Origin of the sequence: Micromonospora sp. NPDC005257 (assembly GCF_042872445.1) — a bacterium.
Taxonomy (GTDB): Bacteria; Actinomycetota; Actinomycetes; order Mycobacteriales; family Micromonosporaceae; genus Micromonospora.
On sequence record NZ_JBIAKL010000012.1, the window covers coordinates 13,595 to 38,580 of the forward strand.

The following is a 24,986-nucleotide window of genomic DNA, read 5'->3' on the forward strand; positions in this document are numbered from 1 at the left end:
GTGTCGGACGTCGGGTCAGTCTCGGACGTCGGGTCAGTCTCGGACGTCGGGTCAGTCGAGGTATTCGATGCGCGCCCGGCGCATCCCGAGGGGTGCCAGGTGCGGCAGCAGCCGCGCCGTGACGGCCTCGGCGATGCGCTCCGGGGTCCACGCCGTGTGTCGCAGCACGGGCTCGGCGAGCGCCGGGTGGGTCGTCAGCATGAGTTCGGGACCGTAGGAGCGCAGCACCTGGCCGGTCAGCTCGGCGCTGAGGTCGGAGAGCAGGTAGAGCAGCAGCGGCACGTTGGCCTCGGGCGCGATGCCCGCGTTCTGCCCGCTCGGTGCGCCGCGGAACTGCTCGAGCACCTCGGCCATCCGGGTCTGCGCGTTCGGGGAGATCGCGTTGACGCGGATCCCGACGTCGGCGAGTTCGGCCGCCCACGCGTAGGTGAGCGTGGCGATCGCGGCCTTCGTCGCCCCGTACACGGCCGTTTCGGCACGGCCCATCTGCTCGCCCGAGGTGACGTTGACCAGGACCCCGTGACCCTGGGTACGCATCGCCGCGACAGCGGCGTTTCCCCAGGCGACGGCGCCGAGCACGTTGACCTCGAGCATCCGGCGCACCGTGGCCTCGGACTCGGTGCCGGCGCGGGCCATGGCGAAGACGCCGGCGTTGTTGACGAGGCCGTCGAGCCTGCCGTACTCGGCGAGGCAGTCACGCACGAGGTCGTGGGCGCCCGCCCAGTCCGCGACGTCGGCGACCCTGATCGAGCCCTGGCCGTCAGCTGCGGCGAGCTGCCCGCTGAGCCGCTGGAGTCCCTCCGCGTCGACGTCGACGGCGACCACGTGGGCCCCGGCCGCGGCGATGCCGCGCGCGTATGCCGCTCCCAACCCGTTGGCGGCGCCGGTGACGAGGACGACGCGGCCGGCGAGCAGGCCGGCTGCCTGGTCAGGCCCGGCGGCGGGCGAAGGCCCGGAGTGGACGGCAGGGATCGGGCCGGTCTTCGGGTCGGACACGGGCAGCCCCTCTCGGCTGATCGGGATCCGCAGCGCAGGCTCCGGCAACCGAACGAGCGCTTGGTTGGCTGCACGATAGGCATTTTGAGACCCCCCGGTCAAGGGAGGCTGCCTTTATCATGCTGAAGGCATCGAAGTGATATAAAGCAAGCGCTTGACCAACTCATATGCTCGAGGAACCGGGAGCACCCCAATGTCGACAACCCAGGACCGGCGCTCGGTCATCCTCGACAACGCCGCACACCTTTTCGCGGCCAAAGGAATCGATGCCACGACCGTCCGCGAGATCGCCGACTCGGTCGGCATCCTCTCGGGCAGCCTCTACCACCACTTCAAGTCCAAGGACGAGATGGTCAACGCGATCATCTCGGACTACCTGACCGACCTGACCGACCGTTACGCCCAGGTCCTGGAGTCCGAGGAGAAGCCGGCGATCCAGTTGCGCAAGCTCGTCACGAGCTCGCTGGCCAACATCGAGGCCCACCCGCACGCGACCGAGATATACCAGAACTCGAGCAACTACCTGCCCAAAATCGACGGCTACGCGCACATCCGCGACGCGGCCACCGCGATCCAGCGGGCCTGGATCCAGGTGCTCGAGGCCGGCATCGCCACCGGCGACTTCCGCAACGACATCCCGGTACGCGTACTGCACGGCATGCTGCGTGACTCGCTGTGGCTCTCGGTCCGCTGGTTCAAGCCGACCCCGTCGTACTCCATGGCGAACTTCGCCGACGACTTCGTCTCGGTATTCCTCGACGGAATTCTCGCCAGCGACTGAGCGCGAGCCGCCCTCATCCGCACGCCTACCTGGGGTGTCCGACACGACACGGCGAAAAACCAAGCGCTTGGTAGGGTCGTGCCTGAAGAGGAGGCGAACCCATGACGGCAGCAGGTCACGCCCCGAAAGACCCGGCCCCGATCGACACCACCCGGCACGTCGGGCTCCCGGCGGGCGTCGACGCCTGGCTCGGCAGCGCGGTGCCCGAGTTGCAGGGGAACCTCCGACACGAGGTCATCGCCGGAGGGCGCTCCAACCTGACCTACCGGACCACCGACGCGGTCGGCCACGTCGTCGTGCTGCGTCGTCCACCGCTCGGAAACCAACCGGCCAACGCACACGACGTACTGCGCGAGGCGCGGATCCTGCGCGGTCTGCACGGCCACCTCCCGGTGCCGCGAGTGCTCGCCGTCGAGGAGACGGGCGAGGTGGCCGGCGCCCCTCTCGTCGTACTCGAGCACCTCGACGGCGTGATCCTGCGCAGCCCCGCCGACGTCGGGCGGCTCACCACCGAGGCCGACCGCGCGCTCATCGGCCCCACGCTCGTCGACGCTCTCGTGGCCCTGCACCGACTCGCCCCGGAGGTCATCGGGCTGGGGGGCCTGGCCCGTCGCCGTGACTACGTCACCCGGCAGCTCGGGCGCTGGCACGAGAACTGGCACCGCAGCAGGATCCGCGACCTGCCCGATCTGCAGACCGCGCACGAGCACCTCGTGGCAGCGGCGCCCGAGCAGTCCCGCTCGGGGATCGTGCACGGCGACTTCCGCCTCGACAACTGCATGCTGGACTCTCGATGGCGGGTTCAGGGCGTGCTCGACTGGGAGCTGACCACGATCGGAGACCCGTTGGCCGACGTCGGTCAACTGCTCGTCTACTGGGCGCAGGCCGACGACCCGGCCCGCGCGCTGCACGACCCGGCCACGGTCCTGCCCGGATTCTCGACCCGGAACGAACTACTCTCCCGGTACTGCCTCGCCACCGGCACCGACCCGGCGCGGATCGACTACTTCGTCGCCTACAACTGGTGGAAGACCGCGTGCATCGTCGAGGGCGTGTACACCAGGGTCGCGCAGGGCGCGATGAGCGGTGGCGACCGCACCGCGGCCTCGTTCGCCGCGCAGTCGGCCGCGGTCGCCGGCCGGGCGGCGACCCTCGCGGCGGCGCTGCGCCGGCACTGATCCTCGCCTGACCGCGTGGTGGCCCCGGACGGGCGCGGTGGCATGAGCCGGGTGCCGACGTCCCCGGTTCGACCGGGGACGTCGGCGCACCCGCCTAGGAGAGCCGCTCGATGACCATCGCCATGCCCTGGCCACCGGCGGTGCACATCGTCTCGAGGCCGAACTGGCCGTCCCGGGCCCGCAGCCCGTTGATGAGCGTCGTCGTCATCCGCGCTCCGGTCTGACCGAACGGGTGGCCCAGGGCGATCGCGCCACCGTGGACGTTGACCCGCTCGGGGTTGGCCTTGAGGTCCGAGATGGAGGGGACGACCTGAGCGGCGAACGCCTCGTTGAGCTCGACGAGATCGATGTCGGCCATCGAGAGCCCGGCCAGCGCGAGGGCCCGCCTCGACGCCTCGACCGGGCCGAGACCCATGATCTCCGGCGAGATCGCCGAGACGCCCGTGGAGAGGATCCGGGCCAGCGGCGTGACGCCGAGTTCGGCGGCCTTGCGGCTGGACATGATGATGAGGGCGGCCGCGCCGTCGTTGAGCGGGCAGCAGTTGCCCGCGGTCACCGTACCGTCGGGCCGGAAGGCCGGTTTGAGGCCGGACAGCGACTCGGCCGTCACTCCGGCGCGAGGGCTGTCGTCGGTGGCCACGACGGTGCCGTCGGCGAGGGTCACCGGCGTGATGTCGGTGGCGAAGAAGCCCGACTCGATCGCGGCCTGGGCCCGCTGCTGGCTCGTGGCGGCCCACTGGTCCTGCTCGGCGCGGCTCACACCGCGGTGGCTCGCGACGTTCTCGGCGGTCTCGCCCATCGCGATGTAGACGTCGGGCAGTTCATTCGCGTCGCGTGGGTCGGTCCACGGGCCGGCGCCACCCCGTCCGCGGGTGGCGGTGCGCTCCCCCGCCGCGGCGAAGATCGGATTCTTCGTGTCCGGCATGCCGTCGGACTTGCCGGCGGCGAAGTGCGAGATGACCTCGACCCCGGCGGAGACGAGCACGTCCGCCTCACCGGCGCGGATGGCGTGCAGCGCCATCCTGGTCGTCTGCAGGCTCGATGCGCAGTAACGCTGCACGGTCGTCCCGGGGACCCGGTCGAGCCCGAGCTCGACCGCGACGACGCGCCCGAGGCCCCAGCCCTGCTCGCCGGCCGGCTGAGCGCAGCCGAGCATGAGGTCGTCGATCTGGGCCGGGTCGAGCGCCGGCACCTGGGCCAGGGCCGCCTGGACCATCTGGGTGGCCAGGTCGTCGGCCCGCATCGAGGCCAACGACCCCTTGAAGGCCCGGCCGATCGGCGAGCGCGCCGCGGCGACGATGACTGCGTCCTGCATGGTGTCCTCCGGTTCTCGGGCTGGCGCCCGTGACGGCGGTGCCGTCGGTGTCAGGTCTGGTCGGGGCGTCGGGCCTGCCGGCGAGCAGGGAACTGGGGCCGGTGCGCCGCACGAGGCGCCTTCGCGGGCAGCCCTCCGGTGAGGGGGGACCCGCGAACGCCGGGCTCACCCGGTGAGCATGAACTTCTGGATCTTTCCGCTCGCGGTTCGGGGCAGCGCCGGAACGACGGTGAAGCTGCGCGGGCGCTTGAAGTTGGCCAGCCGCTCCCGGCACCACGCCTCGAGCTCGTCGACGAGCGCCGACTCGTCCCCGCTCCAGGCGGGTACGGTCTGCACGAAGGCGCTGCCGACCTCGCCCATCCGCGCGTCGGGGACCCCGACGACCGCGACGTCGAAGACGGCGGGATGTTCGGACAGCACACGCTCGACCTCGGCGGGGTAGACGTTGAAGCCCCCGACCATGTAGACGTCCTTGATCCGGTCGGTGATGCGCAGGTAGCCGTCCTCGTCGACCCAGCCGACGTCACCGGTGTGCAGCCAGCCGTCCTCGTCGATGGCCTGCGCCGTGGCGACCGGGTCCTCGAAGTAGCCCGACATCACGTTGTAGCCACGCACGAGGACCTCGCCCGACTCACCGGCCGGCAGCGCCCGTCCGTCGAGCCCGGCGATCCGCAACTCGGTGCCCGGGATCGCCCGCCCGCAGCTGGTCGAGATCCGCTCGAGGCCGGCGTCGGGCGGGCACACGGTCGCCGTGCCGCACGTCTCGGTCAGGCCGTAGGCGGTGATGACGTCGCGGAAGCCCAGTTCCTCGCGCATCCGGCGCAGCAGCGGCACCGGCACGACCGTGGCCCCGGTGACGGCCAGGCGTACCGAGCTGAGGTCGTATGTGCCGAGGTCGGGGTGTTCGAGCAGGGAGGTGTAGACGGTGGGTGCGCCGGGGAAGACCGTGACACGTTCCTGCTCGATGAGACGCAGCACGGTCTCGACGGCGAACACCGCGACCGGAATGATCGTGGCGCGCGTGAGGAGGCAGGCCAGGATGCCGGCCCGGTAGCCGAAGCTGTGGAAGAACGGGTTGACCATCAGATAGCGGTCGCCTCGCCGCAGCCCGACGAGGCGGGCCCACTCCCTGTCGACGCGAAGGTTCGAGGCGTGCGAGACCATCGCGCCCTTGGGGTAGCCGGTGGTGCCCGAGGTGAACAGGATGTCGGCCACGCCCTCCGGGGCGAGGGCGGCGATCCGTCCGTCGACGACTCCGGGGTCGACCTGGTCGGCCAGCGCGGTGAAGGCCGCCAGGGACCACACGCCGTCGTCGTTCTGCTCGCGACCGGTGGCGGACAGGTCGACGACGGTACGCACCGAGGGCAGCAGCGGCACCGGGCGCCCGACGGCCGGTGACGGCCCGTCGCCGCGCAGCGCGGCCAGGTAGTGGGCGTCCAGGAAGGCGTCGTCGAGGACGACCATCGTGGCCCGGACCTTGGCGATGACGGATCGCGCCTCCGCACCACGGAAGCGGGTGTTGACGGGGCACAGCACGCCCCCCGCTGCCAGCACGCCGAGGGCGCTGATGACCCAGTCGGCGCTGTTCGGGGCCCAGACGATGACGCGGTCCCCCGGCTCGAGACCGTGCGCGACCGCGGCCCGCGCGAACCGGGTGACGGCCGCGTCGAGCTCGGCGAAGGTCATCCGCACGTCCCCGTCGACCAGGGCTTCGAGATCGGCGGCGTCCTGCGCGGCCTGCCGCAGCAGGGCGGGGATCGTGGTCAACACGTCACTCACGCACATCTCCTCACGCGGAGCCGGTCACTTGTCGAAACGAACCACAGACTACCAACCAAGCGCTTGCTAGACTAGCGGTGGCGGCGCCGGCGACCAGCGTCAGCGAGCCACGCCGACTCAACCGATCCGACCTCCGGCACCGACCGGTGAGGCATGTGAAGGAAGGAAACCCGGTGGCAGAGGCATACATCGTGGACGCCGTCCGCACCCCCGTCACGCGACGCGGTGGCGCGCTCGCCGACATCCACTCCGCCGACCTGGGAGCCGCCGCGCTCACCAGCCTCATGAGTTCCTCGGGGGTCGACCCCGACGCCGTCGAGGACGTCGTGTTCGGCTGCGTCGACACCATCGGCCCACAGGCCGGTGACATCGCCCGCACCGCCTGGCTCGCCGCCGGGCTCCCGCAGCACGTACCCGGCGTCACCGTGGACCGGCAGTGCGGCTCGAGCCAACAGGCGGTGCACTTCGCAGCCCAGGCCGTCATGGCCGGAGTCAACGACGTCGTCGTCGCCGGGGGTGTGCAGAACATGAGCGCCATCCCCATCTCGGCCGCGATGCTCACCGGTCAGCAGTACGGCTTCGACGACCCCTTCTCCGGGTCCGTCGGCTGGCGCAAGCGCTACGGCAACGAGCAGATCTCGCAGTTCCGCTCAGCCGAGATGATCGCCGAGAAGTGGGGCGTCAGCCGAGAGGACATGGAGCGCTTCGCCCTGCGTAGCCACGAGCGGGCCCTGCGGGCCATCGCCGAGGGCCGCTTCAGCCGCGAGATCCACGCCGTCGGCGACGTCGACACCGACACCTGTCCGCGCGCCGACACGAGCCTGGAGAAGATGGCCGGCCTCGACCCGCTGACCCCGGGCGGCCGGGTCACCGCCGCCGTGGCGAGCCAGATCTGCGACGGCGCGGCGGCCCTGCTCGTCATGAGCGAGCGGGCAGTGGCCGAGCACGGGGTGACCCCGCGCGCCCGGATCCACCACCTGTCGGTGCGCGCCGACGACCCGGTGCTGATGCTCACCGCCCCGATCCCCGCCACCGCCCACGCGCTCGAACGCACCGGGCTGTCGATCGACGACATCAGTCTGTTCGAGATCAACGAGGCGTTCGCCTCGGTCGTGCTCGCCTGGCTCAAGGAGACGGGGGCCGACCCGGAGCGGGTCAACGTCAACGGTGGCGCGATCGCCCTGGGCCACCCGCTCGGCGCCACCGGCGCCCGGCTGATGACCACCCTGTTGCACGAGCTCGAACGCACCGGCGGCCGCTACGGCCTGCAGGCGATGTGTGAGGGCGGCGGCCAGGCCAACGTCACGATCATCGAGAGGCTCTGATGACCCAGTCCCCCGCGACGCCCGGCGGCGTCGACCTGACCGGCCAGGTCGCCATCGTCACCGGAGGCACCCGTGGCATCGGCGCCGAGATCACCCGCGCCTTCCTCAAGGCCGGGGCGCGGGTGCTCGTGTGCGGCCGCAGCGAGCCCGAGCACCTGCCCGAGATCGACGGACGCACCCCCGTCTTCGTCCAGTCGGACGTCCGCGATCCGGAGCAGGCCAAAGCCCTCGTCGCCGCGGCGGTGGACCGGTTCGGCCGGCTCGACATCCTGGTCAACAACGCCGGTGGCGCACCGAGCGCCGACACCGCGACGGTGTCCCCCCGCTTCGTCTCGGCGGTCGTCACGCTCAACCTGCTCGCCCCGTTCTACGTCGCCCAGCAGGCCAACGAGGTCATGCAGCGTCAGGGCAGCGGCACGATCATCAACATCGGCTCGGTCGCCGGAGCCAACCCGGCCCCGGACACCGCCGCGTACGCCGCGGCCAAGGCGGGCCTGACGATGCTGACCCGCTGCCTCGGGCTCGACTTCGCCCCCGCCGTACGGGTCAACCAGGTGACGGTGGGGCTCGTACAGACCGAGCTCTCGCACCTCTACTACGGCGACGAGGCGGGGCAGGATCGCGTGGCGCGGACGATCCCCATGCGGCGGATGGCCACCCCGGCCGACATCGCCGCAGCCTGCCTGTTGCTCGTCTCGCCGCTCTCCGGTTACGTCACCGGCACCGAGATCGTCATCGACGGTGGTGGGGAGATCCCGTCGCGGCACCTGGCCGCCCAGCCGCCCGGCACCGGTCCGCTCGGCTGAGCCCGGCGGGCCACGTACGACGGAGGGGCCGCACCGGTTCGGTGCGGCCCCTCCGTCCTTCCGCTCCTGCCTGCCGTGGAGTTCGGCGGCCGGCTCAGAGACCCGCGAGCGCTGCCACCTCGGCCCGAACCGCCGCCGGAGAACCGGCCAGCAGCTGGGCCGACTTGCCGCGCTTGAAGAACAGGTGTGCGTGGTGCTCGAAGGTGAACCCGATACCGCCGTGCAACTGGATCGCCTCGGCTGCGACGGTCATCAGCGTGTCGGCGCACACGAGCTTGGCCAGCGCCGCGTCGTGCGAGCGGGTGGCGGCACCGGTGCGTAGCGTCGTGACGAGGTGGTCAGCCGTGGCCCGCGCTCCGGCGACCGCGACGGCGAGGTCGGCGCAGCGGTGCTTGAGGGCCTGGAACGACCCGATCGGGCGGCCGAACTGCTCCCGGACCTTGAGGTAGTCGACGGTGAGGTCGAGGCAGGCGCGGGCGGCGGCCGCCGATTCCAGCGCGAGCATGGCGCGCACGTGGTCCAGCAGCACCCGGGCCCCCTCGCCGCCGGGGGCGTCGACCCGGCCGGCCGCGGCCTCGCGCAGGTGCACAGTGCTCAGCCGCCGGGTCTGGTCGAGCGTCATGTGCGTCCGCACGTCCACCCCGTCGGCGGCCAGGTCCACGGCGTAGACGCCGAGCTCACCACCCGGGTTCCGGGCGGTGACGAGAACGACCCGGGCGGCTTCGACCCCGGCGACGAGGGTCTTCGTCCCGGTCAGCGCCCACTCGTCCCCGGCGCCGGCGGCCCGGGTGGCGGTCTGTTCGAGATCCCAGCCCGCGCCGTCCTCGGCGAGCGCAGCGGCCAGGGTCAGCTGCTCGTCCACGACGCGTGCCAGCAGGGGCTCGGCGTGGGGACCGAGGGCGCGGGCGGCGAGGATCGCGGTGAGGCTCGTCGCGAGCGCGCCCGGCACGAGCCGGGCCCCGAGCTCCTCGATGACGGCGGTCGCGGCGGGCACGCCGAGGCCGAGCCCGCCGAGGTGCTCCGGTACGACGAGGCCGAGCAGGCCCAGCTCGGCCGTGAGCAACTCGTGCAGCAGCGGGTCGTACCCCTGGTCCCCGACCATGACCTCGTGGGTTCGGCGCAGGTCAGCCTGCCCGTCGAGCACCTCGGCCACGGAGGCACGGATCTGGGCGAGATCCTCGGCCGCCTCCGTGTGCGACGTCTCGGCCACGGCACGAGGGTCGGCGTGCGATCCGGTCATCGTCCTCACCTCATCGGGGCAGGCCGAGCAGGCGCTCGGCGATGATGTTGCGCTGGATCTCGTTGGAGCCGCCGTAGATCGTGTTGGCGCGGCTGAAGAGGAAGTGGGTCTGGGCGTCGTCCAGCTCGTACCCGGGCCCGGTGAGCAGCGCCCCGGCCCCCTCGACGTCGACCGCGAGCTCGCCCAGCGAGCGGTTCCACGTGGCCCACTGGAGCTTGGAGATCGACGCCTCCAGGCCGGACAGCCCCTCACCGGCGGACGCGAGCAGCCGCACCGCCGAGTGCCGCATCACCTCGAGCCCGATGTAGGCGTCGACGAGGCGGTCACGCAGCGCCGGTTCCTGCCAGGCGCCGTTGGAGTGGGCCCGGGCGATGACGGCATCGAGGCGCCGGCGGAAGCCGATCTGCTGGCCGAGGGTGGACACGCCGCGCTCGAAGCCCAAGGTGCCCATGGCGACTTTCCAGCCCTCGCCCTCGGCGCCGACGCGGTGCTCGACGGCAGCGACGGCCTCGTCGAAGAAGACCTCGTTGAACTCGCTCGTGCCGGTCAGCTGGGTGATCGGGCGCACCGTCACGCCGGGCTGGTCCATCGGCACCAGCAGGTAGGAAAGCCCCGCGTGGCGGGTCGAGCCGGGATCGGTGCGGCACAGCACGAAGCACCAGTCGGCCAGGTGCGCGAGCGAGGTCCACACCTTCTGCCCGGTGATGACGTAGTGGTCGCCCCGGCGCTCGGCGCGGGTGCGCACCCCGGCGAGGTCCGAGCCCGCGCCGGGCTCGGAGTAGCCCTGGCACCAGATGTCCTCGCCGCTGGTGATGCGGGGCAGGAAGCGCGCCTTCTGCTCCGGCGTGCCGAATGCGAGCAGGGTCGGGCCGAGCAGCTGCTCGGACATGTGCCCGAGCCGGCCGGGTGCGCCGGCGCGGGCGTACTCCTCGTGGAAGATGACCTGCTGGGCGAGGGTCGCGGGGCGACCGCCGTACTCGGTGGGCCAGGAGAGGCCGATCCAGCCGGCCCGGCCCAGGTGGCGCTCCCACTCGCGGCGCAGCTCGTGCGCCTCGTGCTCGCGTCCCTCGCCGCCGGTGCCGACCGCCTCGGCGAACGGCCCGGTGAGGGCCTCCTGGAGCCAGCCACGGATCTCGGCCCGGAACTGCTCGTCGCTCACCGGCGCACCGGTGGCCCGCGCTGCGTCAGCACCCATGTCAGGCACCGTAGACGGGGGTCGGCGGCTCGGAGCGGGCGATGAGGTCGGCGATCACGTCGGTGAGCTCCTCCGGCTCCCACCGCGCGCCCTTGCTGGCGGCCGGCCCGTGGCGCCAGCCGTCGGCGAGCGAGACCTCGCCCCCGGCGACCTCGAAGACGGCGCCGCTGACGGCCTGCGCGGCGTCGGAGCCGAGCCAGACCACGAGGGGGGAGACGTTGGCCGGGTCCATCGCGTCGAAGCCCGTCTCGGGGGCGGCCATCGCCTCGGCGAAGACGGCCTCGGTCATCGGGGTACGGGCCGAGGGGGCGATCGCGTTGACGACGATGCCGTAGCGGGCCCACTCGGCGGCCGCGATCTGGGTCAGGGCGGCGATCCCGGCCTTGGCGGCGCCGTAGTTGCCCTGTCCGACGCTGCCCATGAGCCCCGCGCCGGAGGACGTGTTGACGACGCGCGCGGCGATCCGGCGGCCGGTCTTGGCCGCGTCCCGCCAGTAGGCGGCGGCGTGGCGCATCGGGACGAAGTGTCCCTTGAGGTCGACCCGCAGGACGAGGTCCCACTCCTGCTCACTCATGTTGACCAGCATCCGGTCGCGGTTGATGCCGGCGTTGTTGACCAGGGTGTGCAGCCCGCCGAAGGTCTCGACCGTCTCGCGCACGAGCCGCTCACCGTAGGCCCAGTCGCTGACGTCGCCGGTGCTGACGACCGCGCGACCGCCCAGTGCGCGGATCTCGTCGACGACGGCCTGGGCCGCCTCCCGGCTGCTCTCGATGTCGTTGACGACGACGTCGGCGCCCTGCCGGGCGAACTCGAGGGCGTGGACCCGGCCCAGCCCCTGTCCGGCACCGGTCACGATCACCGTTCGTCCTGCGCAGAAGCCGCTCACGGCACGCCCTTTCACTCGAGGTACGGGAAGAAAACCACACCCGACACTAGCGATGCAAGCAAGCGCTTGGTAGGGTCCCGGAAACGACAGAAGGATGGCGAAAGACGTGAAAATGTTCTCGGCCCTGCAATTCCGAGACTTCCGCTTCGTACTCCTGACCCTGGTGTTGTCCCAGGCCGGCTACTGGGGCTGCAACATCGCCTTCCAGTCGGTGCTCGTCGAGAGCGACGCCACCCCGGCGACGATGGGGGCGCTCTTCTTCTGCCTGCTCGTGCCGTTCACGCTCTTCTCCATCCCGGCCGGGGTGCTGGCCGACGCCGTCGACCGGCGCCGCCTGCAGATCGGCGTGCTCCTGGCGACGGCCGTCCTGGCCGGAGTCTGTACGGCGACGATCGCGGCCAGGATCGTCGCCCTGCCCGTGATGCTCGCGCTCGCCTTCCTCGCCGGCACCGGAGTCAGCTTCCTGTCCCCCGTGACCCAGGCCCTCGTGGCCAACACCGTCCCGGCCGAGGCGCTCGGCCACGCCGTACCGATCCAGGCTGCCGGGCTCAACCTCGCCCGCTCGGTCGGCCCCGCGGTCGCCGGGCTGATCCTCGTGGCCTGGGGACCGCTGGGCACGTTCGTGATGTACGCGACGCTCACCCTCGCCGCGGCCGCCGCCGCGATCGCGGTCCGCACCCGTCGCGTCCCGCCGGCCGTCCCGGTGGCCCGCGAGAGCCTGACCGCGCAGGTCCGCGCGGGGATCCGGCACGCCCGCGAGCGACCCCCGGCCGCGCTCTGCCTCGTCATCGTCGCGGTCAACGCGTTCTTCGGGTGCGCCTTCACGACCCAACTCCCCGTCCGGGCGGCCGCGACCTCGGACAACCCGGACCCGGTCTTCCCCATGCTGGTGGCCCTGACCGGGCTGGGCTCGCTCCTCGGGATCCTCGTGGTGGCCCGCCTCTCCAAGCGCATCGCCACCGTGTGGCATGCCGCGGTCACCATCGTTCTGCTCGCACTGAGCAACGCCCTGCTCGGGGCCGCCACGACAGTGCCCGTGCTCGCGGCGGCCGCTCTGCTGTGCGGCACGTTCAGCATCGGCGCCATGGTGATCCTGCAGACGGCGGTCCAGAGGGTCGTCGACGACGCGCAGCGCGGCCGGGTGATGAGCCTCTACTTCCTCGGCTGGGGTGGCATGCCGTTCGGCGCCCTCCTGCTCGGCGGGCTGAGCACGTGGTTCGGCTCCACGATCGCCTTCATGCTGTACGCCGCCGCGTGCCTGGCCACGGCCGCCACGGTGCTCGCGTGGTTGCGTCGCGGACGCGCCGACCCCCTTCCCGCGACGTGACCACCCTCGGCCCGTCCCGTTGTCCGCCCCGCAATTCCAGGAGTTCGTCGTGACCGACCAGTCCTCCCCGACCGCACCCGCGGCGGCGCTGCCCGTGCCCGCCGACTTCGTCCACCGCGCCGGTGTCGCGCTCGTCACCGGCGGCACCGGCGGCCTCGGGCGGGTCATCGCCCGCGAACTGGCGCGCCGGGGGTCGGCGGTGGCGATCACCTACCGCAGCGACGCCGAGGCCGCCCGGCAGGTGCTCGACGAGCTGCCGTCCGTCGCGTCCGGCACGCACTCGGCGCACCACCTCGATCTCACCGACGCCGAGGCCACCGCCGCGCTCGTGGCGGAGCTCACCGTAAGCCGCGGGCCGCTGCACACGATCGTGCACGCGGCCGGGCCGCACGTGCCCATGCGGCACCTGTCCACAGTGCGTCCCGAGCAGTTCGCCACGCAGGTGGCCAACGACACGGCCGCCTTCTTCACGCTGGTCTCGGCCTGCCTCCCGGCCCTGCGTCAGAGCCGTGGCAACGTCGTCGCGATCACGACCGCGGCGACGACGCGCTACCCCGCCCGGGACGGCCTCTCCTCCGCGCCGAAGGCGGCGGTCGAGGCGCTCGTACGGGCCTTCGCCAACGAGGAGGGCCGCTTCGGCATCCGGTTCAACTGCGTCGGGCCGGGCATGCTCACCGACGGGATGGCCGAGCGACTGATCTCCTCGGGGGACCTCGACGAACGCGCCCTGACCGTCGCCCGGTCCTCGACTCCGCTGCGGCGTTTCGGCAGCGCCGTCGACATCGCCGAGGCCGCCTGCTTCCTGGCCAGCGACCGGGCCGGCTTCATCTCCGGGCAGAAGCTCGACGTCGACGGAGGCTTCGGTGTCTGAACCGTCGCGGTCCCTCCCGGTCGAACTGGACGCGCTGCTCGCCGAGCGGGCCGTCGAGCGGGCCCTGCTGCGCTATGCGCGCGGGATCGACCGGATGGACCGGGCCCTGGCCGCGAGCGCCTTCCACCCGGACGCCCGGATCACCCTCGGCGGGACCACGGCCGAACGGGACACGACGCTGGACATGGTCTTCGCGCTCGTGGCGCGGCGCACCATGACGATGCACTACCTGACGAACATCCTGGTCGAACTCGACCCGGCCGACCCGGACCGCGCCCGGGCCGAGACGTACGGCATCGCGTTCCAGCGCAGCACGTCCGAGCCGCCGCGCGGCAACATCATCAGCGGGTTCCGCTACGTCGACCTGGTCACCCGGCGCGCGGGCGAGTGGCGGGTGCAGGAACGTCTCACCGTCTCGGAATGGCAGCGGGTCGACGACCTCGCCGGCCAGTGGCCGATCCCCGAGGCGTCGCTGCGGGGAGCCCGCGACGCCTCCGACCCGATCAGCCGGCCGTGGCCGCCCGGCGGCCCGGCTGCGGGCGGGCCGGACCGGGACAGCGATCCCGGACGCCCCCGTGAGTGACCCGCGGACTCCTGCACACGAGGCGGGCGACCGGAGGCCGGGGGCCGACGCCGGCGCGCCACGGCTCGGCTTCCGCACGGGCGACGTCGTCGTCGTGACCGGGGCCGGCAGCGGGATCGGAGCGGCGACCGCGGCGACCGCCGCCGCCCAGGGACTCGTGGTGTCCGCGTGGGACCTCGACGCCGCGGCCCTCACGGCGGTGAGCGCCGCCGTCCGCGCGGCGGGCGGGGTGGTCGACCCCCACGTGGTCGATGTCGCCGACGAGTCGGCCGTGCGCGCGGCCCTCGCCGGGACCTGCTCGGCGTACGGGCCGGTGCGCCACCTCGTCAACAACGCCGGCCCGTCCTCGGCGACCGAGCTCGACTTCGACCACGCCGTGCAGCTGTGTGTCGGCAGCGTGCGGTCGGTGACCCGGGCCTGGCTCGAACAGGCCCCGCCCGGGGCGACCCTCGTGAACACCGCCTCGGTCGCCGGCACCGTCGTGGGCACCGCCTCCGACTGGTACAGCGCGGCGAAGGCCGCGATCGTCGGCTACACCCGGCACCTGGCCGCGCACCGGGCCGACGCCGTACGGGCCAACGCGGTAGCCCCCGGCATGGTGGACACCCCGAGGCTGCGGGGCTTCGCCGGGTCCCCGACAGGGCAGTCCGTGCTGTCCCGGGTGCCGAGCCACCGGATGGCCACGCCGGACGAGATCGCCTGGCCGATCCTCTTCCTGCTCTCGCCGCTGGCCTCGTACGTGAACGGGGCGTTGCTCGTCGTCGACGGCGGGTGGACCATCACGCAGTGAGCGCTGCCCGCGGGCGGTCAGCGCGGGTCGGGGCCCGGCCCGCCGAGCATGGCCCGCATCCCGCCGTGGTTGCCGGCGACGAGGGCGGCCCGGTCCGGGCCGGAGCGCCGCGCGGCGACCTCGGCCTGCTGGCGCACCACGTGTACCGGGCCGGAGCCCAGGGCCGCCAGCCCCTGGGCGGCGACGTCGGCCGGGTCGGCCGCGCCGGTCAGGTCGAGGCCGGCGCGCGCCATGGCGGGGGTGGCCGTGAGCCCCAGCACCAGGTGCAGCACGTCGACACCGACCTGCCCCAGCTCGAGCCACAGGCCCTCGGTGAAGATCCGGGTGAATGCCTTGGCGGCGGCGTAGACGCCGATGTCGGCGTGGCCGAGGTAGCCGGCTGAGGAGCCGACGACGAGGATGCCGCCGCGGCCGCGTGCGGCGAGCCGGGCGCCGAACTCCCGGCAGAGCTCGAGCGGGCGGGTGATGTTGAGATCGATGACGGCCTGGACCCGGGCGAGGTCCGCCTCGACGAAGCGGCTGCGGTAGGTGTTCGCGCCGGCGTTGAGGACGAGCAGGCCGAGGTCGAGGTCGGCGACGGCCTCGACGATCCGGGCGGTCGCGTCCGCGTCGAGCAGGTCCAGGGCGAGCACGCGGCACGGGACCCCGTGCGCCCGGACCCGGTCGGCGGTCTCCCCGAGGGCCACCGGCTTGCGGGCGACGAGCACGATGCCGAGGCCGGCGCGGGCCAGCTGCTCGGCGAACGCGGCGCCGACCCCCTCGGAACCGCCGACGACCAGGGCCCAGGGCCCGTAGCGCTCGAACCGTCCGGTCCCGCCGGTGGACTCGGTCATGCCCCGCTGTCCGTCACCGTGGGCTCGTCGAACCAGTCCCACTCCCAGGGTGTGATGGTGGCCAGGGGCCCCGTGAACAGCGGGGTGGCCGTGCCGGCGAGCGCCGCGGGCGGGGCCGCCAGCGGATCCGCGGCCAGGGCCCGTGTGAACTCGACCGGGTCGGCTTCGAGGTAGGTGAGCCGGATCCGCACGACGGGTCCGTCGGGACGGCTGCGGCTCGGGGCGCTGCGGAAGGTCCACACGCCCGCGACGCCGTCGCGCGCGAGCAGGTCGGGCACCTGGGTCTCGTGCTCGAACCGGGACAGGTCGGCCACGTCGGGATGCAGGGACGTCTCGACTCGGCTCACCTCGACGTACACCCCGCGGTGGGGCCGGAACGGCAACGCGGCGAGGGTGACGAGGGCCCGGGGGGCGACATGACCCTGGACGGGTCGGAACATCCGGGTCATCGGCCGTTCGGTCCAGGCCAGCTCCGGACGCCGGCCCTGGTGGATCGCCCGGTCGCCGAGGTCCTTCCACTCGGGGACCGAGTCCGCGGCCGGCTCGGCGAACCAGTACATCGCCATGTACTGGCTGCCGGCGAGGGCGGGGTCGGGGTAGCTGCCGAGCCGCTCGCACGCGGGGGTACGCACCCAGCGGTCGCCGTGCACGACGCCGGGCAGGGCGAGGTTCTCGGGGCGGTGGTCGAGTTGATGCCACGCGTTGTAGTCGCGATGGCGGGCAGGGTCGGTCACCTTCGGGAACGAGAAGAAGGCTCGGGTGGCGGTCGCTGGGGTGCTCGGGAGCATCTCGGCCCTCTTCGCGGGTCGGGGCGCTGGTGACGCACGATCGGTCCGGTGTCGCCGCCGGGCGCGGCCGGTGTTCTGACTCTTGACCCTAGGGCAGCGTCCCTCATATGGTCAAGCAAGCGCTTGGTTGACATCGTTGTCCGCAAGAGGAGCCCCATGACCGGCAGTGACGCGGATTTCCGCGCCCGACTCGACGCTCTGATCGGCCTCACCGACCCGCCGCGCCGGGCCAAGGACGCGATCACCGAAGCAGCCATCCGCATCTGGTGCGACGCCGTCGGCGACGAGAACCCCGCGTACCAGGACCCCCAGTGGGCCGCCCGCTCCGTCTGGGGCGGCATCGTGGCCCCGGCGACCTCGCTGAACATGTGGACCCTGCCGGGCAACAGGCGCAGTCACCGCCACGCCGAGAGCCTCGACCGGGTCAACGAGGTCCTCGCCACGCGCGGGTTCACCTCGGTGGCCGCGGTGCAGACGGAGCACACCTACGTACGCCCGCTGCGCCCCGGCGACCACCTGGAGCAGTTCCCGTCCATCGGCGCGGTCTCCCCCGAGAAGTCCACCCGGCTCGGCCAGGGCCACTTCGTCGACCTCGTCAGCGACTACCGCACCGTCGAGGGCGAGCCGGTCGGGCGCGTCGTCCTGCGGATGCTCCGCTGGAACCCGGCGACCCGGACCGAGGTCCCGACGACGCCCGGGGACCGCCTCGCTCGCCCCGTACGCCCGGCCGCTGCCGCCCCTGTCGACCTGCCGCCCGCCGGCACCACCGGCACCCTGACCGCGCACCTGCAACCCGGCTACGCCGCCGCCCCCCTCGACGAGCGCCCCTACCTCGTCGGCAGCGCCGAACTCGCCGACGGGACCCGCTTCAGCGGAGACGTCGCATACCTGCGCCCCGACCTCGTGCACGACGGCATGCCGGTCGTCGTGGCGCACCGACGCACCCGCGACGGCCAGATCCTGCCGGTGCTCACCGCCCCCCGGCCCGAACGCCGCACGAGCACCCGTACCGGGGCCGAGGTGAGCATCGGGCAACGCCTCGCCCCCTGGCCGGTCCCCGTCACCCAGCTGTCCATCGCGGCGCTGGCGACCGCGACCTTCGACTTCAACGACGTGCACCTCGACCGCGACGCGGCCCTCGAACGAGGCGCCCGCGACGTCTACATGAACATCCTCGGCTCCAGTGCCCTGGTCAACTGCTACCTCACCGACTGGGCCGGACCGGAGGCTCGCGTCGTCGACTTCCGCACCCGCCTCGCCGCACAGAACCACCCCGGCGACACCTGCACCCTCGACGGCGTCGTCACCGGGCTGAAGCCGGCGCACGGGGGAACGCAGGTCACCGTCGACGTCCGCGGCACCAACAGCCTCGGCGACCACGTCATCGCCTCCGCCACCATCGCCCTGCCCTGAGAGGAATCGCGTGCTCGCCAGCTACGTCGTCGACTCCGGATCCCCCGACAGCCTGCGTCTCGGCCGGCTCGAGGCCCCGACGCCCGGCCCCGGTCACGTGCTCGTGCGGGCCCAGGCAGCCAGCCTGGACCGGGTCGACACCTACATCCGTCGCGGCACCCACGGGATGGCGGTCACCGGCCCGACGATCCTCGGCCGGGACGTCGCCGGCACCGTCGTGCGGACCGGTCCCGGCGTCACCGGCTTCACTCCCGGCGACGCGGTCGTCGGGCTGACCACCGGCACCCACGCCGAGCTCGCCGTCGTCCCGGCCACGCACTGCTTCCCGCGACCGGCCGCGCTCGACGCCGTCCACGCCGCGGCGGTGCCCACCGCCGGACGCACCGCCTACGACGCGGTCGTCAACCTCGCCGGCGTACGCCCCGGCGAACGGGTACTCGTCGTCGCCGCCGCGGGCGCCGTCGGCACCTTCGCCGTCCAGTACGCCCACCACCTGGGCGCGCGCGTCTTCGGCACCAGCGCCCCGGCGAAGGCCGACGCGGTACGCGCCCTCGGCGCTCTCGACGTCGTGGACCACTACCGTCCCGACGTCGTCGAGTCCCTGCGTGCCGCCCTGCCCGGCGGCGAGGTGGACGTCATCGTCGAGTCGGTCGGCGGCACCCTCTGGTCCGACGTGCTCAAGGTCCTCGCCCCCGGCGGTCGGCTGGTCACCTGTGGCGTCACCGCCGACAGCCACGCCCACCTGCACCTGGGTCGCCTCATGGTCAAGGGCTGGACGCTGCGCGGAATCGGCCGGCCCGGGCCCGAGGCGGTGGCCCGCCAGCTACGCGAGGCCCTCACCCTCTCGGCCGTGGCCGCCGCCCCCGCGATCGCCGCGACGTACCCGCTCGAGCAGGCCACCGTCGCGCACGACCGGCTGGAGGCGTCCGATTTCGTCGGTCGGATCGTCCTCACGACCGGCTGAGCCGCTCAGGCGAGCGACTCCCCCGAGACGGCGCTCAGGACGACGAGCGGGATCTGCCGCCCGAAACCCGCAGCCCGTTCGGCGTAGCGTCCCACGTTCGGCTTGCGCGCCACGACGTGCGCGAACAGCTCCGGGTCGCGCTCGCCGTCGGTCACCCGCGCCCGGACCGGGATCGTCCTGCGGCGCAGGACGATCCAGCAGAGTTCGTGATGACGCGCGTTGACCACCCAGGCCGGGTCCTTGGGGCCGCCCCCCTTGGAGCCGACGACCACCAGGTCCCTCCCGTACGGCACGTAGGGCAGCGCCGCGTCGCGCAGCTCCCCGGAGCGACGGCCAACCGTCGTCAGCAGCAGCGTGGGGTGGTACGGAAACCTGCCCGCCAGCGCGTACTGCAACGACACGAGCGAGAACCCGGTCCGTCGCACGAGAAACCGGTCGAACGCCATCCCGCGCGGCCCGCGGATGACGATGAGCCACGACCGGCCGTACGAGGCGAACGACCTCGTCTCCGCACCGATCCGGTCCCGCCGGCTCATCGCGCAAGCGCCAGCAGCGGTGACAGCGTCTCGGCGACGTCGGCGACGTCGTCGATGCCCCGGACCACCTCGACGAGCCGCTCCTGCGCGCCCGCGTCGAGGATCCCGTCGCAGAACGAGGCCAGCTTGCCGGCGACGAAGTCCCAGTCCGCCCGCGTCGTGTCGTCCCACGGGTCGCCCTGGGCGAAGTCCGACTCGACGACGTACTCCCGGCCACCGGCCCGGATCGTCAGCGCGCCGCGCGTCCGGCGGATCTGGCCGCCCGGGTGTTCCCTGAGGTCGGCCTCCCACTCCGCGTCGAGCACCGGGTCGGGCGCCGTCGTGATCCGGCGCGCCAGGTCCCACACCGCCGGGTCGGCCAGCCGCTCGGGGTCGTACCACCGCGGTCCCGGGGCGTGCCCGAGCAACGCCAGCGCCGCGGCGTACGGCATGTTGAAGGCGCCGTCCAACGGCGCGACGACAGTGTCCGGGATCTGCGGGGCCGGCTCCCGGAACTGCAACGTCCGGTAGGCCGCCGGGCTCAGCCGGATCTCCATGGACTCGATCTGCGACACCGGCACCCCGTGGCTGCTCGGGAACGCGCGGATCGCGTCGAGCGCCGCGTGGGTGAAACGGCACGTCGGGTACGGCTTGAGCGACGTCTCGCTGATCCACCACTTCGACCCCAGGCCGGCGACCATCTCGTGCCGCTCGCCGCCGAGGAAGCCCATCGCCTCGATGAAGCCCGGGGTGCGGTCCAGCACGTCCAGGTCGCCGGTGTAGCCCTCCTCGGCCAGCGCCGCGCCGAGCATCCCGGCGTGCGCGATCGCGCCGTACGGGCCGTACTTGAACGCGTTGAACGAGCGCCGCTCGGCCATGTAGGAGTTCTTCGCCGGCGGGGCCAGCCAGGCGACCAGGCCGAGCGCGTGCGCCAGCCGCTCCGGCTCCCAGCCGCCGACGACCGCGCATGCCGCGGCCGCGCCCATCGAGGCGTACCCGTGCGACGACAGCGGCGACCAGCGGAACTGGCCGTCCTCGAAGGCCATGAGCGAGGTCGACAGGTTCAGCCGCGCGTTGATCTCGAAGGCGATGATGCTCGCGCGCAACAGGCTCGCCCCGTCGGCGTGCAGCCGCTCGGCCTCCGCCAGCCCGGCCGCGACGCCGAACACCGCGAAGTGCGCCGAGTTGAAGAAGGTGTCGTCCGCGTCCAACGCGTTCATCATGTCCGCGTTGGCGTGCGCGGCGTTGATCGCCGCGACCCGCTGCCCCAGCCCGAACACCGTCGCCTCGGCGGGGCCGCCGAACCGGGCGGCGACCTGCTGGACCATGCGGCTGCGCCGCAGCCGCACCGCCGCCAGCCCGCAGACGAGCGAGTCGAGCAGGACGAGCTTGCCGTAGTCGCGTACCGACTCGGGGATCTCCTCGTCGCGTGTCGTCGCGAACCGCGCCAGCAACTGCGTCCGGGTCGGTCCCGTCGTACCGGTCACCGCTCAGCCCACCTTTCCCGGCGCGACGAGCCGGTTGCCCTGCGCGTCGCGTGGCAGCGGCACGGGGATCGCCGCGAGCAGCTTCTTCGTGTACTCCTGCCGCGGGTTGGCGAAGATCTGGTCCGTCGTGTCCGTCTCCACGACCTCACCGGAGGCCATCACCATGACCCGGTCGGCGATGACCTCGACGAGAGCCAGGTCGTGACAGACGAACAGGTACGCCAGACCCAGCTCCTCCTGCAGGTCCCGGAGCAGGTTGAGCACCTGCGCCCGCACCGACACGTCAAGCGCCGCGACCGGCTCGTCGCACACGATGAGGCTCGGCTTCATCGTCAGCGCCCGTGCGATCGCGACGCGCTGCAACTGACCGCCGGACAGCTCGGCCGGATAGCGCTCCAGGTAGCGCGAACCGATGCCGACCTTGTCGAGCAGCTCGACGGCCTCCTTCTCCCGCGTGACCCGGCCCTTGTCGGTGTGCACGAGGAGAGGCTCGGCGACCGCGTCCTTGATCGTCATCCGCGGGTCGAGCGAGCTGTACGGGTCCTGGAAGATCATCTGCATCCGCTGGCGCAGCGCGCGCAGCTGCTTCGGCTTCGTGGCCAGCACGTCGATCCCGTCGAACGTCACCGAGCCGGAGTTCGGCTCGATGAGGCGCAGCACCATGCGCCCGACAGTCGACTTGCCCGCGCCGGACTCGCCGACGACCGCGAGGCACTCACCGCGCTCCAGGGTGAAGCTCACCCCCTTGACCGCGTGCACCAATTTCGTACGCCGGCCGAGCCAGTCCCGACCGGAACTGAACGACTTCGTGAGGTTCTCGACTTCGAGCAGGCTCATCAGACCGTCACTCCATCCAGAGAGAGCTCCCCGGCCCGCACGCACCGCGCGTGGTGCTCGGCGGCACCGTCGAACCGGACCAGGTCGGGGTGGGCCACGTCGCACCGCCCCGGCACGGCGAACTCGCACCGGCTGGTGAACCGGCACCCGTGCGGCCAGGCGCCCGGGGCCGGGATGCCACCGGGAATCGCGCGCAGCCGCCGGTCGGTGCTCAGGCCCGGCTTGGGGATCGAGCCGATCAGGCCGGACGTGTAGGGGTGCCGCGGGTTGAAGAACAGCTGCTCCGAGGGCGCGTTCTCGGCCACCTCGCCGGCGTACATGACCACGACCTCCCGGCACAGCTCGGCCACCACCGCGAGGTCGTGGCTGACGAACAGAAGCGCCACCCCGGTCTGCTCCTGCAGGTCGCGCAGCAGCTCGAGGATCCGTTCCTGCACCGTCACGTCGAGCGCCGTCGTCGGCTCGTCGGCGATGAGCAGGCGCGGGTTGCACGCCATGACCATCGCGATCATGACGCGCTGGCACATGCCGCCGGAGAACGCGTGCGGGTAGTCGTCGACCCGCTGCGCCGCCCGTGGGATCTGCACCATCTCGAGCATCTCGACGGCGCGGGCCCGGGCCCGCCTGCGGCTCAGGCCCAGGTGCTTGCGCACCGACTCCGCGATCTGGTCCCCGACGGTGAATGCCGGGTTCAGGCTGCGGCTCGGTTGTTGGAAGATCATGCCCATGCCCGGGCCGCGCAGGTCCCGCCACTGCTTCTGGGTGCCCGCGGTGAGGTCCACGCCGTCGAAGACGATCCGGCCCGAGGCGATCCGCCCTCCGGTCGCCCCGGTCAGGCCCATCACCGCGATGGAGGTCACCGTCTTGCCCGACCCGGACTCGCCGACCAGGGCCATCGACCCTCCCGGCTTGAGCGAGAACGAGACGTCCTGGACGGTCGTCTGCCACCCACCCGAGGGCGAGGGGAACTCGACGTTGAGGTTCTCCACGCGCAGCAGGTCCGCCGCGTCGCCGGTGGCGTCGGTCCTGGTGCCGGCGGTCCCGCCGGACGCCGTTTCACGTGCCATGTCAGCTCCTGGTGGTTGCCGGGCGGTCAATTGCCCGAGCGGGTGCGAACGAGGGCGCGGCGGACGCCGTCACCGACGTAGGTGAAGGCGAGGACGGCGAGGAAGATCATCACGCCGGGCGGCCACACGAGGTACGGCGCGAGCCGCATGTTCGAGGAGGCCGTCGAGAGCATCGAGCCCCAACTGGCCGCGGGGGCCTGGACGCCCAGCCCGAGGAAGCTCAAGCTCGCCTCGGCCGCGACGGCGGTACCCAGCGACACCGAGATGACGAGGATGATCGGCGGCAGCACGTTGGGCAGCACGTGCCGCACCGCGGTACGCACGGTGCTGCAACCCAGGGCGATCGAGGCCTCGATGTAGGTCTCGTGCCGCACGTCCATCGTGCCGGCGCGGGCCACCCGGAAGAAGCGCGGGGCCATGACCAGGCCGATGGCGAGCATCGCGTTGGTGATGCCGGCACCGAGGACCGCGACGATGGTGATGGCCAGCACGAGCGACGGTGCGCTCATGAGCGCGTCCATGACGCGGGTCAGGATCGCGTCGACCCAGCCGCTGCGGTAGCCCGCGATCATGCCGAGCGGCAGACCGAGCAGGAGCGCGACGGCCGCGGCCTGTAGCGCCGCCCACAGCGAGACCCGTGCCCCGAAGATGAGCCGGCTCAGCACGTCCCGGCCGTAGTCGTCGGTCCCCAGCCAGTGCTCGGCGTTCGGTGGCCTGAGCCGCAGCAACAGGTTCTGCACGTCGGGGTCGTACGGCGCCAGGGCCGGGGCGAAGATCGCGATGAAGGTCAGCACGAGCAGGAAGACGCCGGCCACGATCGTCGCGGGGCGACGCACGATGCTCTTGAGGATGCCGGGGGCGGCGACCGGCTCCGGGTCGCCCGTGCCGACGGCCGCCGTCGGCATCTCGGCGCGGACGGTCTCGGCGAGGCCGCCGGAGTCGTGCGAGTCGTTCCCCGGCGCCGGAGCCGAGGGGGTCTGGTTCACGCTCATGACCGCACCTTCGGGTTGAAGTAGCCGTAGGAGATGTCGACGATGAGGTTGACGAGCACGACGACAGTCGTGCTGAACAGGACGAAGCCGAGCAGCACCGGGATGTCACGCCCCTGCACCGCCTCGATGGCGGTACGACCAAGGCCCGGCATGTTGTAGATCATCTCGATGGTCACCGATCCGGCGAGGACCTCCGCGACGCGGAAGCCGAGGACGGTGACGACGGGGATGCACGCGTTCTTCAGGGAGTGCTTGAACACGACGCTGGAGCGCGACAGTCCCTTGGCCTCGGCGTTGAGGACGTAGTCGGTCTTCATGACCTGCCCGAGTGCCGAGCGTAGTTGCAGGGTCACCTCGGCCGCGGGAAGCAGACCGAGGGCGATGCCCGGCAGGACGAGGTGCGAGAGCCACGGCCAGAAGCCGTCGGCCAGCGGTTGGTAGCCGAACGCCGGAAACATCTGCAGCCCCACCGCGAAGACCGAGGCGAGCACGAGGCCGAACCAGAAGCCCGGGATGGCGATCGCGATCGAGGCGAGCCCGTTGACGATCCGGTCGACGATGCCGCCGGAGCGCAGCGTGGCCACGAGGGCGAGGGTGGCCCCGATCATGACGGCGAAGATCATCGCGACGAGCACCAGCGACATCGTCGTGGCCATTCGCCGCGTCAGCAGCTCGATGACGGTCTGATCGGAGAGGAAGGACGTGCCGAGGTCGCCGCGGAGGACGTCGCCGGCCCACATGGCGTAGCGCACCAGGACCGGAGCGTTGAGGTTGAGCTCCTCGCGGATCGCCTCGACACGCTCCGGGGTCGGTTCGTCACCGGCCAGGACGACGGCCGGGTCGCCCGGGGCGAGTTCGATCAGGGCGAAGACGAGCAGCGGGACGACGAACAGCAGGGGTATTGCCGCGAGTAAGCGCCTGCTGGCGTAGCGGATCATGTCCTACCTCGACTCTGAGCGTGTGCCTGGGACTGCGCCTCACACGGCCTGGTGCCGGCAAGGCCGGTGGTGTCGCCGCC

General features: G+C 72.4%; 24 protein-coding genes. 10 read left to right on the forward strand and 14 right to left on the reverse strand.

All coding sequences use genetic code 11. The annotated features are described in order from the left end of the window. Positions 1–51: 51 nt before the first annotated feature. Entirely contained in the window at positions 52–996 is a 945-nt protein-coding gene (locus ACFYO8_RS23825; protein WP_387190332.1) for an SDR family NAD(P)-dependent oxidoreductase, read from the reverse strand. Positions 997–1,189: 193 nt separating this feature from the next. Here ACFYO8_RS23825 and ACFYO8_RS23830 point away from each other — a divergent pair, with 193 nt between their 5' ends. Continuing rightward, positions 1,190–1,777, forward strand: a complete 588-nt coding sequence (locus tag ACFYO8_RS23830; RefSeq protein ID WP_354874463.1) for a TetR/AcrR family transcriptional regulator — start codon at positions 1,190–1,192, stop codon at positions 1,775–1,777. Between the two features lie 101 nt (positions 1,778–1,878). Next, on the forward strand, positions 1,879–2,955 hold the full coding sequence (locus tag ACFYO8_RS23835) for a phosphotransferase family protein (protein ID WP_387190328.1): 1,077 nt from the start codon (positions 1,879–1,881) through the stop codon (positions 2,953–2,955). Positions 2,956–3,049: 94 nt separating this feature from the next. On the opposite strand, the gene ACFYO8_RS23840 is transcribed toward ACFYO8_RS23835, so the two are convergent. Together ACFYO8_RS23840 and ACFYO8_RS23845 are read right to left on the reverse strand one after the other, a co-directional pair. Continuing rightward, entirely contained in the window at positions 3,050–4,270 is a 1,221-nt protein-coding gene (locus ACFYO8_RS23840) for an acetyl-CoA C-acetyltransferase (RefSeq protein WP_387190325.1), read from the reverse strand. A 165-nt stretch (positions 4,271–4,435) separates the two neighbouring features. Further along, positions 4,436–6,040: a FadD3 family acyl-CoA ligase gene (locus ACFYO8_RS23845; protein ID WP_387257588.1), complete on the reverse strand. Its 1,605-nt coding sequence runs from the start codon at positions 6,038–6,040 to the stop codon at positions 4,436–4,438. Between the two features lie 182 nt (positions 6,041–6,222). On the opposite strand from ACFYO8_RS23845, the gene ACFYO8_RS23850 reads away from it, so the two are divergent. Together ACFYO8_RS23850 and ACFYO8_RS23855 are read left to right on the forward strand one after the other, a co-directional pair. After that, positions 6,223–7,374 (forward strand): acetyl-CoA C-acetyltransferase, encoded by a 1,152-nt coding sequence (locus tag ACFYO8_RS23850; protein WP_355095803.1) that lies wholly within the window; start codon positions 6,223–6,225, stop codon positions 7,372–7,374. Then, a complete protein-coding gene (locus ACFYO8_RS23855) occupies positions 7,374–8,180 on the forward strand; it encodes an SDR family oxidoreductase (RefSeq protein ID WP_354874471.1) in 807 nt (268 codons plus the stop codon). Before ACFYO8_RS23850 ends, ACFYO8_RS23855 begins: the two co-directional genes overlap by 1 nt. Positions 8,181–8,274: 94 nt before the next feature. Here ACFYO8_RS23855 and ACFYO8_RS23860 read toward each other — a convergent pair whose 3' ends face one another. The 3 genes from ACFYO8_RS23860 to ACFYO8_RS23870 are packed head-to-tail and all read right to left on the reverse strand — an operon-like array spanning position 8,275 to position 11,516. Beyond that, a complete protein-coding gene (locus ACFYO8_RS23860) occupies positions 8,275–9,420 on the reverse strand; it encodes an acyl-CoA dehydrogenase family protein (protein WP_387257547.1) in 1,146 nt (381 codons plus the stop codon). 10 nt (positions 9,421–9,430) lie between these two features. After that, positions 9,431–10,579, reverse strand: a complete 1,149-nt coding sequence (locus ACFYO8_RS23865; protein WP_354874544.1) for an acyl-CoA dehydrogenase family protein — start codon at positions 10,577–10,579, stop codon at positions 9,431–9,433. A 37-nt stretch (positions 10,580–10,616) separates the two neighbouring features. Continuing rightward, the gene (locus tag ACFYO8_RS23870; RefSeq protein WP_387257548.1) at positions 10,617–11,516 is read right to left on the reverse strand and encodes an SDR family oxidoreductase; all 900 of its coding nucleotides are present in this window, start codon (positions 11,514–11,516) and stop codon (positions 10,617–10,619) included. A gap of 97 nt (positions 11,517–11,613) precedes the next feature. Between ACFYO8_RS23870 and ACFYO8_RS23875 the strand changes: the two genes are divergently transcribed. Genes ACFYO8_RS23875 through ACFYO8_RS23890 form a run of 4 tightly spaced genes read left to right on the forward strand, consistent with a single transcriptional unit; the run spans position 11,614 to position 15,072 of the window. Beyond that, entirely contained in the window at positions 11,614–12,828 is a 1,215-nt protein-coding gene (locus ACFYO8_RS23875; RefSeq protein ID WP_354874546.1) for an MFS transporter, read from the forward strand. A 49-nt stretch (positions 12,829–12,877) separates the two neighbouring features. Further along, entirely contained in the window at positions 12,878–13,699 is an 822-nt protein-coding gene (locus ACFYO8_RS23880) for an SDR family oxidoreductase (protein ID WP_355095799.1), read from the forward strand. Further along, positions 13,692–14,282 carry a nuclear transport factor 2 family protein gene (locus tag ACFYO8_RS23885; protein ID WP_354874479.1) on the forward strand — a complete coding sequence of 197 codons (591 nt, stop codon included), beginning with the start codon at positions 13,692–13,694 and terminating at the stop codon, positions 14,280–14,282. Before ACFYO8_RS23880 ends, ACFYO8_RS23885 begins: the two co-directional genes overlap by 8 nt. Then, on the forward strand, positions 14,275–15,072 hold the full coding sequence (locus ACFYO8_RS23890; protein ID WP_354874481.1) for an SDR family oxidoreductase: 798 nt from the start codon (positions 14,275–14,277) through the stop codon (positions 15,070–15,072). The genes ACFYO8_RS23885 and ACFYO8_RS23890 overlap by 8 nt, the downstream gene beginning before the upstream one ends. A gap of 17 nt (positions 15,073–15,089) precedes the next feature. Here ACFYO8_RS23890 and ACFYO8_RS23895 read toward each other — a convergent pair whose 3' ends face one another. Together ACFYO8_RS23895 and ACFYO8_RS23900 are read right to left on the reverse strand one after the other, a co-directional pair. Then, positions 15,090–15,905 carry an SDR family NAD(P)-dependent oxidoreductase gene (locus ACFYO8_RS23895; RefSeq protein ID WP_354874483.1) on the reverse strand — a complete coding sequence of 272 codons (816 nt, stop codon included), beginning with the start codon at positions 15,903–15,905 and terminating at the stop codon, positions 15,090–15,092. Beyond that, positions 15,902–16,693 carry a hypothetical protein gene (locus tag ACFYO8_RS23900; protein ID WP_355097209.1) on the reverse strand — a complete coding sequence of 264 codons (792 nt, stop codon included), beginning with the start codon at positions 16,691–16,693 and terminating at the stop codon, positions 15,902–15,904. Before ACFYO8_RS23900 ends, ACFYO8_RS23895 begins: the two co-directional genes overlap by 4 nt. A gap of 156 nt (positions 16,694–16,849) precedes the next feature. Here ACFYO8_RS23900 and ACFYO8_RS23905 point away from each other — a divergent pair, with 156 nt between their 5' ends. Together ACFYO8_RS23905 and ACFYO8_RS23910 are read left to right on the forward strand one after the other, a co-directional pair. Continuing rightward, a complete protein-coding gene (locus ACFYO8_RS23905; protein WP_357711323.1) occupies positions 16,850–18,106 on the forward strand; it encodes a MaoC family dehydratase N-terminal domain-containing protein in 1,257 nt (418 codons plus the stop codon). A 10-nt stretch (positions 18,107–18,116) separates the two neighbouring features. Further along, positions 18,117–19,070, forward strand: coding sequence for a zinc-binding dehydrogenase (locus ACFYO8_RS23910; RefSeq protein WP_354874489.1), 954 nt, complete (start codon positions 18,117–18,119; stop codon positions 19,068–19,070). 5 nt (positions 19,071–19,075) lie between these two features. Here the strand turns inward: ACFYO8_RS23910 and ACFYO8_RS23915 are convergent, their stop codons facing one another. From ACFYO8_RS23915 to ACFYO8_RS23940, 6 genes are read right to left on the reverse strand one after another with little or no spacing between them, the layout of a single operon-like run. Further along, positions 19,076–19,606, reverse strand: coding sequence for a nitroreductase/quinone reductase family protein (locus ACFYO8_RS23915; RefSeq protein ID WP_355095405.1), 531 nt, complete (start codon positions 19,604–19,606; stop codon positions 19,076–19,078). Beyond that, on the reverse strand, positions 19,603–21,072 hold the full coding sequence (locus ACFYO8_RS23920) for an MmgE/PrpD family protein (RefSeq protein ID WP_355095403.1): 1,470 nt from the start codon (positions 21,070–21,072) through the stop codon (positions 19,603–19,605). Before ACFYO8_RS23920 ends, ACFYO8_RS23915 begins: the two co-directional genes overlap by 4 nt. A 3-nt stretch (positions 21,073–21,075) precedes the next feature. Further along, complete coding sequence (locus tag ACFYO8_RS23925) at positions 21,076–21,909, reverse strand: ATP-binding cassette domain-containing protein (protein ID WP_355095401.1); 834 nt, start codon at positions 21,907–21,909, stop codon at positions 21,076–21,078. Further along, on the reverse strand, positions 21,909–22,976 hold the full coding sequence (locus ACFYO8_RS23930; RefSeq protein WP_355095399.1) for an ABC transporter ATP-binding protein: 1,068 nt from the start codon (positions 22,974–22,976) through the stop codon (positions 21,909–21,911). The genes ACFYO8_RS23925 and ACFYO8_RS23930 overlap by 1 nt, the downstream gene beginning before the upstream one ends. 26 nt (positions 22,977–23,002) lie before the next feature. Beyond that, the gene (locus tag ACFYO8_RS23935) at positions 23,003–23,968 is read right to left on the reverse strand and encodes an ABC transporter permease (RefSeq protein ID WP_354874499.1); all 966 of its coding nucleotides are present in this window, start codon (positions 23,966–23,968) and stop codon (positions 23,003–23,005) included. Further along, positions 23,965–24,906: an ABC transporter permease gene (locus tag ACFYO8_RS23940; RefSeq protein ID WP_355095397.1), complete on the reverse strand. Its 942-nt coding sequence runs from the start codon at positions 24,904–24,906 to the stop codon at positions 23,965–23,967. The genes ACFYO8_RS23935 and ACFYO8_RS23940 overlap by 4 nt, the downstream gene beginning before the upstream one ends. Between the last annotated feature and the right edge of the window lie 80 nt (positions 24,907–24,986).

Coding starts and splice junctions, on each gene's coding strand:
- ACFYO8_RS23830 (WP_354874463.1), top strand. CDS start 1,190: ATGTCGACAACCCAGGACCGGCGCTCGGTCATCCTCGACAACGCCGCA.
- ACFYO8_RS23835 (WP_387190328.1), top strand. CDS start 1,879: ATGACGGCAGCAGGTCACGCCCCGAAAGACCCGGCCCCGATCGACACC.
- ACFYO8_RS23840 (WP_387190325.1), bottom strand. CDS start 4,270: ATGCAGGACGCAGTCATCGTCGCCGCGGCGCGCTCGCCGATCGGCCGG.
- ACFYO8_RS23855 (WP_354874471.1), top strand. CDS start 7,374: ATGACCCAGTCCCCCGCGACGCCCGGCGGCGTCGACCTGACCGGCCAG.
- ACFYO8_RS23860 (WP_387257547.1), bottom strand. CDS start 9,420: ATGACCGGATCGCACGCCGACCCTCGTGCCGTGGCCGAGACGTCGCAC.
- ACFYO8_RS23875 (WP_354874546.1), top strand. CDS start 11,614: ATGTTCTCGGCCCTGCAATTCCGAGACTTCCGCTTCGTACTCCTGACC.
- ACFYO8_RS23895 (WP_354874483.1), bottom strand. CDS start 15,905: ATGACCGAGTCCACCGGCGGGACCGGACGGTTCGAGCGCTACGGGCCC.
- ACFYO8_RS23900 (WP_355097209.1), bottom strand. CDS start 16,693: ATGCTCCCGAGCACCCCAGCGACCGCCACCCGAGCCTTCTTCTCGTTC.
- ACFYO8_RS23905 (WP_357711323.1), top strand. CDS start 16,850: ATGACCGGCAGTGACGCGGATTTCCGCGCCCGACTCGACGCTCTGATC.
- ACFYO8_RS23915 (WP_355095405.1), bottom strand. CDS start 19,606: ATGAGCCGGCGGGACCGGATCGGTGCGGAGACGAGGTCGTTCGCCTCG.
- ACFYO8_RS23925 (WP_355095401.1), bottom strand. CDS start 21,909: ATGAGCCTGCTCGAAGTCGAGAACCTCACGAAGTCGTTCAGTTCCGGT.
- ACFYO8_RS23930 (WP_355095399.1), bottom strand. CDS start 22,976: ATGGCACGTGAAACGGCGTCCGGCGGGACCGCCGGCACCAGGACCGAC.
- ACFYO8_RS23935 (WP_354874499.1), bottom strand. CDS start 23,968: ATGAGCGTGAACCAGACCCCCTCGGCTCCGGCGCCGGGGAACGACTCG.
- ACFYO8_RS23940 (WP_355095397.1), bottom strand. CDS start 24,906: ATGATCCGCTACGCCAGCAGGCGCTTACTCGCGGCAATACCCCTGCTG.